The 11,994-nt window shown below is 63.8% G+C and carries 9 protein-coding genes; 4 read left to right on the plus strand and 5 right to left on the minus strand.

The window, feature by feature from the left end; all coding sequences use genetic code 11:
- From ACFWPH_RS06590 to ACFWPH_RS06600, 3 genes are all read right to left on the minus strand, one after another.
- Positions 1-224 (minus strand): hypothetical protein (locus ACFWPH_RS06590; protein ID WP_378748565.1); only part of this gene is annotated, 224 nt, incomplete at its 3' end.
- Positions 225-1,918: 1,694 nt separating this feature from the next.
- The gene (locus ACFWPH_RS06595; protein ID WP_378748566.1) at positions 1,919-3,613 is read right to left on the minus strand and encodes a hypothetical protein; all 1,695 of its coding nucleotides are present in this window, start codon (positions 3,611-3,613) and stop codon (positions 1,919-1,921) included.
- A gap of 729 nt (positions 3,614-4,342) precedes the next feature.
- The gene (locus tag ACFWPH_RS06600; protein WP_378748567.1) at positions 4,343-5,650 is read right to left on the minus strand and encodes a hypothetical protein; all 1,308 of its coding nucleotides are present in this window, start codon (positions 5,648-5,650) and stop codon (positions 4,343-4,345) included.
- A 237-nt stretch (positions 5,651-5,887) separates the two neighbouring features.
- Here ACFWPH_RS06600 and ACFWPH_RS06605 point away from each other — a divergent pair, with 237 nt between their 5' ends.
- Positions 5,888-6,784: a hypothetical protein gene (locus ACFWPH_RS06605; RefSeq protein WP_378748568.1), complete on the plus strand. Its 897-nt coding sequence runs from the start codon at positions 5,888-5,890 to the stop codon at positions 6,782-6,784.
- 45 nt (positions 6,785-6,829) lie between these two features.
- Here the strand turns inward: ACFWPH_RS06605 and ACFWPH_RS06610 are convergent, their stop codons facing one another.
- On the minus strand, positions 6,830-7,588 hold the full coding sequence (locus tag ACFWPH_RS06610) for an SDR family NAD(P)-dependent oxidoreductase (protein ID WP_378748569.1): 759 nt from the start codon (positions 7,586-7,588) through the stop codon (positions 6,830-6,832).
- A gap of 353 nt (positions 7,589-7,941) precedes the next feature.
- A complete protein-coding gene (locus ACFWPH_RS06615; protein ID WP_378748570.1) occupies positions 7,942-8,949 on the minus strand; it encodes a LacI family DNA-binding transcriptional regulator in 1,008 nt (335 codons plus the stop codon).
- 134 nt (positions 8,950-9,083) lie between these two features.
- Here ACFWPH_RS06615 and ACFWPH_RS06620 point away from each other — a divergent pair, with 134 nt between their 5' ends.
- The 3 genes from ACFWPH_RS06620 (at position 9,084) to ACFWPH_RS06630 (ending at position 11,974) form a co-directional block, all read left to right on the plus strand.
- On the plus strand, positions 9,084-10,250 hold the full coding sequence (locus ACFWPH_RS06620; RefSeq protein ID WP_378748571.1) for an acyl-CoA dehydrogenase family protein: 1,167 nt from the start codon (positions 9,084-9,086) through the stop codon (positions 10,248-10,250).
- Positions 10,247-11,362 carry a CaiB/BaiF CoA transferase family protein gene (locus ACFWPH_RS06625; protein WP_378748572.1) on the plus strand — a complete coding sequence of 372 codons (1,116 nt, stop codon included), beginning with the start codon at positions 10,247-10,249 and terminating at the stop codon, positions 11,360-11,362. Before ACFWPH_RS06620 ends, ACFWPH_RS06625 begins: the two co-directional genes overlap by 4 nt.
- A 144-nt stretch (positions 11,363-11,506) precedes the next feature.
- The gene (locus ACFWPH_RS06630; RefSeq protein ID WP_378748573.1) at positions 11,507-11,974 is read left to right on the plus strand and encodes a polyketide cyclase; all 468 of its coding nucleotides are present in this window, start codon (positions 11,507-11,509) and stop codon (positions 11,972-11,974) included.
- Positions 11,975-11,994: the final 20 nt, after the last annotated feature.

Below are 11,994 nucleotides of genomic sequence, written 5' to 3' on the forward strand. Positions count from 1 at the left end.
GGACGGATCAGCCGAGGGATCAGCGGACGGATCAGCGGACGGATCAGCGGACGGATCAGCGGACGGATCAGCGGACGGATCAGCCGAGGGATCAGCGGACGGATCAGCCGAGGGATCAGCGGGCGCATTCCCCGACGGCTCAGCAGGCGCCTCCGCCGACGGATCAGCAGGCGCATTCCCCGACGGCTCAGCAGGCGCCTCCGCCGACGGATCAGCAGGCGCATTCCCCGACGGCTCAGCAGGCGCCTCCGGACGACCCGACTCTTCCTCGGGCCCTGTGACCTGATCCCGCTCGGCGCTGTCGTTCCCGCGGTCCTGACCGCCGGTACCACCTTCGGCGCCGGAGCTCTCAGGCGACCTACCGCCCTCCCCCCGAGCGGCAGCCGAATCTCTACCACTCACCTCGGAGTTCCGGCCGCCGGCCGGTGGCGTAGCCGCACCGGGAGCTTGAGCAGCAGGCGACGCTGCAGCTCCAACTGGCCCCGGCGCGGCTCCGCTATCTCGAACGGAACTCCCATCCGATCCCGTCGCCGGGCCGTCGGCGCTCTGCGGACCCACAGCGGTGTCAGGGCCTCCAGTGACCCCCGGGCCACCAGCGTTCTCCGGTCCAGCGGGCCCACCGACGGGGCCGACACCGGCCGGATCCGTACTTGCAGCGTTGTAGAACCCGGGGCTCTGCTGACCGTCGGCGCCAACTCCTGTGCCGGGGCTTCCATTCGCGCCGGTATTCGGATCCTCGGTAGCCGAACCCGCACCGTCTCCGCCCGCGTCCCGGCCTCCGCCCGCAGGTTCGGCAGCTTCGCCGTTCTCTCCGGACTGCCTTTCCGGCCCGGCCGCCGACCTCTCGGCGGCAGCAGTGTCTCCGGTACTCGTATCGGTCCGACGAGGTGGACCACTCTCGAGCCCCGTAGTGGATGGGCTCTGCCCTGCAGCGTTGTAGTAACCACCCTCCTGGCCTTCGGTACGGGAACCTTCACCCGGCCGTCCGGTTGAGCTCCCGGTGCGATCGGGCTCAGCATTCCTGCCCACACCTGGCGAGCCGCCTCCGTCTACTCGCACGAACGGATTCCCCGGGCCGACCGTGACCGCCGGGGAATCAACGGATCTGGCGGGGTAACCTGCCTCGGAAGCCTGATAGGGATACTCATCGGAATCCCTCGAGCTCGTCTGGCCGTTGCCATCGACGCCGGCCGAAGCCGGAGTATCGGACGACGGGTCGCGCGGACCGTCGGCACCAGTACTGCTGTCGCGGTTGGGTAGTTCCAGCGGCGGAGCTTCGTCCGGGTTCCTCCCTACCCCCGCCGGGGCAGGCGACCCGAACAGCGACGGAGCATCCTCCGGTCGGCGGCCCACTCCCGGGGCAGTATTCTCTGGCTGCAACTGTTCCGGCGGCTGAGGCGTTTCGGACAGTCGAACCTCGTGGTCCCCTAGCGCGTCGGCATCGGTGGCTCGGCTTTGGATATCGGTGGCGGGTTCGGCATTTTCTCGGCGCTGAGCCGCTGCCAGATCGCGCATCCCCTCGACGAGCGATCTGAGTAGATCCATTCCAGTTTCGAACGGATTGAATCTCTTGCCGAACATGTCGAAACCCCGCCTCTATATCCTCCAGCCCCGAATGAGGCCCTGCTGGTGCCCGTTCCACGCCTGAGACATAGTCACCGCCGGATTCCCGAAGCAGTAACACTGCCACCACGTCTCGAGCCGGGTGGTGTCGATTCCCATCGGCGCCACCCGAGCACCGTTCTTATACCAACGCATACCCGTCTGCCTGTGGAGGCGCTCAGCACATCGCACCATTTTCGATCATCCCCAGTGTCGGGGAATGTTGTGTGTTGGAATCGTTCGTCACGAAACCTCTCAACCACTGGGTCCGCCACGATGTCTCAGCACCTACAACCGCTGAACTGCTCCTCTCACATCACTCCGCACTCGGCCGACGGCTGCCGACCGGGAAGGTATCGGCCGACTTCGCCGCAGATTCGGCCGGGATGTCTCGGGCTGCCTCGCGCCCGGTTTCCTCTTCCGTCGACGATCGAGCGGGGGGCTCGGGGGTGTTCGGTGCGAAGACCTGTGGGGCAGTGCTCCCAGGGCCGTCGGAAGCCGACTGGGCTTTTGGAACCGCCTCGCCGCGGTCGCCGGTTTCGCCGATCGAGATCGCCGGCACCTTCTCGTCGGGGCGTTCTGTGGCGGGCAAGACAGGCGCCGGCTTCTTACCGGCACGGGACCATGGCGTCGACCGGATTCTGGTACCGGCAGGCTGCTGAGCACTCGGCCCCGAACCAGCCGGCGCGCGACCACCGCTTCCCTGCGCCTTGTTCGCCGCGGTGTCGGCGGCGCGCTGACTGTTGTTCTGGGCGGCCGCCGCCTGTGACTGCCCGGGTGTCGACCCGGTCGTTGGCGCAGTTCCCGGCGGAACAACTCCGGCAGTGTTCCCGCTGTCGGTCATAGGCCCGGTTTCATTACGATCCGCGCCGTATCCGGCGCCGCTGTCACTGGCCGATCCGCCTTCCTCCGTACTGCGAGCCGGCTCGTAGATGTCAGCCCCCGTCGGCGACGAAGCTCCCATCGAGGTCGGCGTAGCGACCGATGCGTCGGTCGGAGGCACATTCGAAGGCATATTCGGCGAGGCGGTGTTCGGTTGGTGTGGCTCGGCAGTGGGCGGAGCTTGCGTGGCCGGGGTGGTGCCGCTGCCCGTGTTGGGAGGGCCAGGGATGGTGGAACCGGTGTCCGAAGTCTTCTCGAAAGGTATATCGATTCCCGGTTTCTGCATCTCCGGCAGCCAATCGGGAAGCGTGCGCATCATTTCCGGAACCCAGCTGGGAAAAACACTCGGCAGGGTGCCTGGCTGAGTGGGGATGTTCAACGGCTCGTCGGCGCCCGGGTAAGGCCAGTCGGCTCTGGGCACCTCCAGTCCAGGAGTCGAGAAGTCGAGGTCGGCGAGTCTGTTGCCGAATTTCTCGCCATGGGAGATCATTTCGTCGGCCTGCTTCTCCAGATCCCTGATGTGGCTGCTTACCGCTGGCGGATCGATATAGAACGTCTTATCGGGGCCATTCGACGGCAGCGTGAAATCGGGAGGGAGCAGGGAATCGCGAATCAGCTGGTCGAACTTCTCCACGAGTGGCTGGAGTGCTTTCATCGTCACCTCGGCGGCTACATACCACATCACCGCCTTGGCCATTTCCTTGAGCAGCCAGCGCGCCGCGGCCGCGATCACCGGACTGGTAACCGCGCCGGCTGGTGTGAACATACCTGCCACGAAACTGGCAGCGAGGGCGGCCAGCTCGATCAGTACAGCGATCTGTATCGCTTCGATGACATCCGCCGAAATATCGATCGCTGTTGCGGCCACATCGAATGCGGTATCCAGTTCCGCCATCTTCTCTTGGCGGAACGACCACACCACGAGAATCGTCTGGTAGGAGTTGCCGGACAGGGACGATCCCATGTCTTCGAGGGTGTTCGTCGATGCGTCGAAGGAGTCTCGAATATCGGCGGCGAAGTCACGGATGTCTTGGCTCAGCTCCCGGACCTGGTCCACGTCCACATCCGGATACGGAATGCCCAGAAGGTTGAGAAAAAACACGACTTCGCTGGGAATGTGGATACTCAATTCTCACACCTTCTCACTGCGCATATCACAGCAGCGTGGGCTGACTCCTGAACCCTTCGCGTGGCTCTGCCCGGTTCCGCGCAACGCACGGTGAGGCGGAACGCCTCGAGTGTTAGCGGCATCGAGGCATCACCGTCGGCGCAACACTCCATGCGCCTCAGGCTCGACCAGAGCTGCACTGACATCAGCTCTCACGCACCTCGCTTCACACGCGTTCCGTATCGCCGGTGCGCCGACTCGCACAACCCACCGACGCCGGGACAGACTACCTAACACCGAACCGGCGACGAGATCTTCGATTGCTGCCGAACCGGCGGAATTGGCTGCCGGCGCGCAAGCGACGCCCCACTATGGATACGTCTGGAGTTCGTCGTCGAAAGTTGAAGCGCTACAACGTAGCCATGTGCACGAACAGCCCCGTCCGCCCGAGCCGAGCCGGCCGGGCTCGGGCCGGAAACATAATTTCGCAGGTCGGCCGGGTTGTTCATATCGGCCGCGAGCGGATCCGCCAGTGCAGGCATGCCGACGCGGAACTGTGTAAGCATCCCAGCGTTTCCGTTTCCCTGTGACAGCCCCCGAGCCCCGAAGACATAGCAGAGGCTTCCAGTAGCACTCGCCCTCGAAGATGGACTCACCAACACAGGGAACAACAGGAGCCTCCCGAACTCACCCGTGGCCGGAAGCCGATGAAGGAGAAGATTCTTGGAACAGTGGCGGGACCGCGCATCATCATACGGGGTGGTTCAGCAGTCCCCGCTCCTCCGCAAGCTTGCGATATCTCGATACAACTGCGGAAGTATCCAAGGTCGGCTCTTGGGTGTAGTAGGAGAGGTGACTGACCAAGAATCGAGGGAAAATGCAATTGGATCGCTTCAAGTAGTTCGGTATTTCGACAGACATCATGTTCTCGTCGTCCCGCATCCTGGACATATACGACAGGTCCTTACCCAACCAGGCGATACAGTTGATACTCAGACGCCGGACCCACTCTATCGGCTCGGCAGGTAGACGCTCGTATAATTCCGGGTTTTCGAGGAAATGATAATGCAGCATCTCGGCCAGTTGGCCACTCTGCCAGAGCCTACCCCCGAAGCCACCGGGCGGAAGTTCCAATTCCATCAAGTTGCGCGGAATAGCGCCGTGTTCCTGCTGAAAAAACGCACATACGTTGTTGTTGACAATATTCGCACTGACCAGGAAATACTGCTGCTCACGGATTCGGAACCGAATAAAATCCTCTAGGCTGTCGAGCTGAACATAGACGATATCGTCATCCATTTTCAAGAACACCGCGTCCGTATACCGGACCGCATCGGCGGCGTAGAAATGGTAGACACTGTTCCAGCCGTCACCCGGCTGTTCACTACAATGGTAGAGATACCCATGCTGGGCGTCAGAATTCGGAAACCGCCACTCACCGTCACTACCGTAACCGGTCTTCACATAGACATTCCCGATGCCAGCAGGGATATGCGTGTCGTGTTCGATCACCTCCGCTCCATCGATCGACAACCTGAGCCCGGACCCGTCCATAGAGATTTCCATGTCGCGAAATGTGGTGTTCGAAAGGATCCCCGGCGTGCTGACGGAAACGGCAGGAGGACGCACAGTCCCACGGTCGACATTGTCTCGGACGAGTAGGTCGGCATTGTCGACGCAGCGCAGCACTGTGCGGCCATTCTTCCAGCCTCCCACAACTAACTCGAAAGCTGTTGCGTCGGCCGATGATTCGCGCGGCTCGATGGCAATGTGGACGTCATGACCCGCGCGGACCCTGCTGCGCCATCGATCACCCGGCCCCATACCGAGATACCCGGCCGGGTAGTACTGCAAATCATCCGGAGTGCGCCCGGGGACCGGGAACCGAGCACTCAGCCATTGGCGATCGTCATCGTTCCGGCAGAAGTCCCAAACATGCCACTCGTCAATAAGATTACGGCGCATCGCCTCGGCCACGTAACCGGCAAGCAACTCCATTCGATCACGGCGGCCTGCGAAAGTAACGAGCACAACTTGCTTTCCGAACACTTCCGACATGTAGCTCGTGACCTACCAACCATGTTTCCGATGAACCCACACCATTCCTGCCGGGGCAGGGTAGAGGCTCGGCGACCCCGAGCACAACGTCAATATTCCCACCCCTGGGAGCTCGTCAGAGGTACAGGCTTCAGCGGGCGTCATGCGTCGACAGGCCTGATCACACACCAACCCTGCATTAACCTCGCCTTCGAAAGATCCAGCGGCAGACCCGAGCCCCGTTGATAGGCTTCGGCCGTGAAAGCACAGCACCCACCCTCGATCGAACACGATCTGCTCATTTGCTCGACGATGCTCAGCCCCGACGAGAAGCTACATTCCTGGATCGAATATCATCTCCGGCGAGCAGATATAATCCTTATATTCATGGACGATCCCATCCAGAGGCCTTTCTTCGAACCTTACACAGAAAACGAACGAGTTTTATTGTTGGACGGCCCCACCGACCGTTCCGATATGACCCCGTCCGGCATTATGAATCGAATAATGGCAAACACCCAGGACGCCATCTCCTACGCTCTCCAAAACGGGATATCGTGGGTCCTCCCCGTTGACAGTGACGAGATATTCTACGATGAAGGCGACCGCAGTTGGCAGTCATGGGAAGACGTCGGGCATGTGACCTTTGTGAATCATGAGGCTGTCCCGTTGAAGCAGGAGCCCGCTAATTGCTTCGTAGAATGCACGCTTTTCCGGATAAACAGCCGGACGCAATTCATGGCATACGGAAACGGCAAGAGCGCCGTACGAGTGACACCCGAGCTAAAATCCGGAATACATAATTTCCGCAACCATTCGGGCGAGCACCGAAGCGTGAAGAGCCCGTGTATTTTACACTACCCTAATCCATCATTCGAAAGCTGGGTCGCCAAATTCGGCAATTACAGCATATTCTCCGATTTCTGGTGGAACCTTCCCAACGTTCCGATCGAACTGAAGTTCATGCTGCGATCCCGGGACTTGCTACAGGAGGCCAGGAACACCAGTCAATGGGGTAAAGCACGTGATTTCTTCGCATCATGGGTACTCGATACCGAGACCCGTGACGACCTGTTGCAGAAGGGGTTACTACGGCACTACGACCCCATGGCAGAGCTCCTCACCGGACCTCCTCAGCCGGTGGCGGACCGCTGATTCCGAGACGGCACCGACACCGGCTGGGCACCACCGTGCGGTCGTTCAGATAACCGTCTGCCCACCATCGATGGTCAGTACCGCACCCGTCGTATTGCGCGCTGAATCTGCGGACAGGAAGGCGATGGCCGCCGCGATCTCGCCGGGCTCGGAACCCTTTCCCGTCAGCGGTGAAAGGCGGCCGAGCAGTTCGGTATCGGCATCGGGGCCGAACCCGCCCCCGCCGGCTGTCAGCGGGGTCAATACATGTCCAGGGCAAACCGCATTCACCCGAACACCGCGGCGCGCGTACTCGGCCGCGAGCGCCTTGGTCAACCCGATAACACCTGCTTTGGACGCACTGTAGGCAGCTCCGTAAGGAACCCCGACCAGCCCTGCAGTGGAGGCGACGTTCACGATGCTGCCCCGGGTGTCCAGGAGGTGCGGGATCACGTGTTTGCTGATGTAGAACGGGCCGTTGAGGTTGACTCCCAGCACTTTCTGCCACGTCTGGTCGGGTAGGTCCTCGGTCGGCCCGTTGCCGAGGATGCCCGCGATATTGCAGACGATATCGAGTTTGCCGAGGTGGTCCACTGCACGTTCGACCAGCTGCGCGCAGGAATCCGGATCCGCGGTATCGCACGGCACTCCGAAAACTCTGCCCTGCCCTTCGTCCGCCAATGCGCGCGTAGCGGTCAGTAGTGCGTCTTCGTTGATATCGGCGGCGACGATATCGGCGCCTTCGCGGGCGAACAGTTCCGCTGTAGCGTATCCGATTCCGGACGCAGCACCGGTGATGAGCACTGATTTTCCTGCGTAGGTCATGGGTTCATCCCTAAGTTTGTAGGTGTCTGGGGTTGGCGCCCTGGATGCCCAGAGCGGTGGGGTGTTTCGTGCTCGGGTCATGCCGCGAAGACACGTTCGACGACTATGTGTGTGCGGGCCGGGTGATCGTATGCACGCGGTCCGCGCCGAAACATGCGTGGTCTCGTTGAACGGAAACGCCAACCGGGCCGGGCAGGAACCCCGGCGTATATGCCATTCATCGGCAACTTGCCCGGCCTGTTGTATCGAAGGAGCCGCAACCCCTGCCGGTTGGTGGGACAGCGACAGACCGAAATCGACCGGCACCGACGCGCGTCGGCGAGCCCGGTGCGGGAAACCGGATCCGCCCGTGCTCAGCTCGTCCCGCGCACCACGAGTTCCACGGGTAACCGCGCCGACTCCACGTCGTGTCCGCCGACGAGCTCGAGTAGTTTGCCGACCGCGGCCGCGCCGATTTCCCGCGCGGGTGAGCGAATCGTGGTCAGCGGAACGGGCAGTTGGGCGGCGACCGGGATGTCGTTGTAGCCGACCAGCGCGAGATCGTCGGGAACCGTCAGCCCGAGGTCTCGAACCACCCCGAGCACGCCGATGGCGATGGTGTCGGTGACGGCGAAGACGGCCCGTGGGCGGTCGGGGCGGTCGAGGAGTTCCCGGCCCGCGGCGACGCCGCCGGCGACTTCGAAGCTCGATTCGGCGATCCGGTGCGGTGGCAGGGTGATCCCGGCTTCGGTCAGGGCGTCGGAGAATCCGAGCATCCGGTCGCGTGCCGTGGTCGCGTGTTCGGGGCCGTTGATGACGGCGAGGTCGGAGTAGCCGCGGTCGAGGAGGTGGCGCGCGGCCAGGTAGCCGCCGAGGCGGTCGTCGCCGACGACGAAAGGGAGCCCCGCGTCGGCGTGCCGGGTGAGCGTGAGGATCGGCAGCGGACCGATCGGCAGCGATTCCAGGAAGGGGCCGCCGGGGATGTGGAGGCTGCTGAGCAGCAGTCCGTCGACCTGCCGGCCGAGCAGTAGTTCCACCGCCCGCCGTTGTGCGTCGAGGTCGTCGGGCGGGCTCGACAGCAGCACCGAGTAGCCGGCGCGGGTGGCGGCTTCCTCGATGCCCTGGTACGTCGTGGCGACGACGCCGTCGGTCAAACGCGTCATCACGACGCCGAGGGTGGTGGTTTTGCGGGTCCGCAGGCTGGCCGCCCACAGGTTCGGTTGATAACCGATTTCGGCGGCTACTTCGCGGACGCGGCGGGCCGACGGCGTCCAGCCGTCCACGGGTTCGTCCTGCCGCAGCACCCGGGAGACCGTGGAGATATGCACTCCGGCGCGCTCGGCGATCTCCTTGAGGGTCGGAGCGCGGGTGGGTCGGTGCATCGCGGCGTGGGGTCCTTCCGGGGTTTGACTGTCTTGCGAGGCAAGCCTACCGTAAGGATGCAAACGTTCTCGCAATCGTTCCTGCAAACGTTTTTCCACCGTTTACCCGGAGCACACATCCCGCCGGAGGCCGCATGTCCCAGTCGCTGACCCAGCTGTTCGATCTCGACTCACTCCTCACGCCGGAGGAGATCGAAATCCGGTCCACCGTGCGCAAATTCGCCGCCGAGCGGATCCGTCCGCATATCGCCGAATGGTTCGAGGAGGGCCGTATCCCGGCGCGGGAGCTGGCCGTCGAGCTCGGCTCGCTCGGCGTGCTGGGCATGCACCTGGACGGATACGACTGCGCCGGGACGAGCGCCACCGCCTACGGCCTGGCCTGCCTCGAACTCGAGGCCGTCGACTCCGGTATCCGCAGCCTGGTGTCGGTGCAGGGTTCGCTGGCGATGTTCTCGATCCACCACTGGGGCAGCGAGGAACAGAAACAGCAGTGGCTGCCGTCGATGGCCGCCGGCCGGGCGATCGGCTGCTTCGGCCTCACCGAACCCGATCACGGCTCCGACCCGGCCGGGATGCGCACCCGCGCGGTGCGCGACGGCGACGACTGGGTGCTCAACGGCACGAAAATGTGGATCACCAACGGCTCGATCGCCGATGTCGCGGTGGTCTGGGCCCAGACCGAAGACGGTATCCGAGGTTTCGTCGTTCCGACCGACACCCCGGGTTTCTCCGCCCCCGAGATCCGGGCGAAGATGTCGCTGCGCGCCTCGGTGACCTCCGAACTCGTCCTGGAAGATGTCCGGCTGCCCGCCTCGGCGATGCTGCCGCTCGCGCAGGGTCTGCGCGGCCCCCTCACCAGCCTCGGCGAAGCCCGGTTCGGCATCGTCTTCGGCGCGATCGGCGCCGCCCGCGACTGCCTGGAAACCGCGATCGACTACGCGCAGACCCGACAGGTCTTCGGCAAACCGCTGGCCGGCTACCAGCTGACCCAGGCCAAGCTCGCCGATATGGCACTGGAAGTGGGTAAGGGGCATCTGCTCGCCTACCACCTGGGCCGGATCAAGGACCGCGGCGACATCACCCCCGAACAGATCAGCACCGGGAAACTCAACAATGTGCGTGAGGCCATCGCCATCGCCCGCGAATGCCGGACCATCCTCGCCGCCAACGGCATCACCCTCGAATATCCGGTGATCCGGCACGCCAACAACCTCGAATCCGTACTCACCTACGAGGGCACCTCCGAGGTCCACCAGCTGACCATCGGCAAGGCACTCACCGGTTCGGCAGCCTTCCGGTGACAGGCGCACTCGACGGGCTGGTCATTGCCGACTTCGGGCGGGTCCTGGCCGGACCGTACGCGACGATGCTGCTCGCGGATTTCGGCGCGGAAGTGATCAAGGTCGAACGGCCGGAAACCGGCGACGATACGCGCCGCTGGGGTCCGCCCTGGTCGGGCACGCAATCCACCTATTTCCTGAGCGTGAACCGCAACAAGAAATCGGTCGCGATCGATCTTTCGGATCCCGAAGGTCTCGCCGCGGCCCGGGAGCTGGTGGCTCGCGCCGATGTCGTAGTCGAGAATTTCCTGCCCGGCACGATGGAGCGGCTCGGACTCGGATACGACCAGGTCACCGAGATCAATCCGGATATCGTCTACTGCTCGGTGACCGGTTTCGGCCGCGACAACACCATGCCGGGTTACGACCTGCTCATCCAGGCGGTCGGCGGTTTGATGAGCATCACCGGCCCCGACCCCGCCACCCCCACCAAAGTCGGTGTCGCCGTGGTCGATGTCATCACCGGCCTGCACGCGGCCCTCGGCATCCTCACCGCACTGCGGCACCGGGACCGGACCGGCGAGGGCCAGCGGGTGGAGGTCAACCTGCTGTCGTCGCTGCTGTCCGCCCTGACCAACCAGACCTCCGGCTACATCGGAGCCGGGGTGGTCCCGCAGGCGATGGGCAACCGGCATCCGAGCATCGCTCCCTACGAGGTGTTCGCCACGGCCGACCGGCCACTGGTGCTGGCAGTCGGCAACGACCGCCAGTTCGCCGCGCTGGCAAAAGTTCTCGGGGTCGCCGGAATGGCCGCCGACGAACGCTTCGCGACCAACACCGCCCGGGTCGCCCATCGCGACGAACTCCGCGCCACGCTGGAAGATCTGCTGGCGGCCGACGGGGCCGACGCCTGGTACACGGCACTGTCCGCGGCGCGGGTGCCGTGCGGGCCGCTCAACGATATCGCCGGCGCGATCGCCTACGCGCAGAATCTCGGCCTGACCCCGGTGATCGGTATCGACAGCCCGGACTCCGGCACAGTGCAGCAGATCGCGAACCCGATCGAGCTCAGCGCCACACCGGCGGCCTACCGCACGGCGCCACCGCGCCTCGGGGCGGACACAGTCGGCTGAGCGAACGATGAGGTGATGTTCGCGCCGCACGTCCGCACCGATGCGAACATCGAGTAGCGGCGGCCAGTAGCGCACCGGCCCGGCCGCCGCTGACGACTGCCGTTGCCGATGCCCACTCAGTGCCGTTGTGCGAAGGTTGACCTCATGAGTGACGAACGGTTCGAGGTCCAACGCGAGATCGCGGCGCGACCGGCCGAGATTTTCGCCTTGCTGTGTTCGCCCGCCGGGCATGTGGCGATCGACAGCTCCGGCATGCTGCAGTCCGCCGAAGGCAAACCCGTCACCGCGGTGGGGGACGAGTTCCTGGTGCATATGGACCGTGAATCGCTCAACGATTTTCCGATGGGCAAGTACGACGTCACGGTGATCATCACGGCATTCGAGCAGGATGCACACATCGAATGGACGATCTCCGGCACGATTCAGCCGCCGATCGAACACCTCTACGGCTACCGTCTAGCGCCCAGCGAGACCGGCACCCTGGTTACGTCCTACTACGACTGGAGCCGGATCGCCGCCCCCTATCGGGAGGCGGGAATCTTCCCGATCATTCCCGAATCGGGACTCCGGGCCACCCTCGGCATCCTGGCCCGGACCGTCGAGAACCGGTAACCCGGCGACTATAGAACGCG

This window comes from Nocardia sp. NPDC058499, from assembly GCF_042719915.1.
Taxonomy (GTDB): Bacteria; Actinomycetota; Actinomycetes; order Mycobacteriales; family Mycobacteriaceae; genus Nocardia.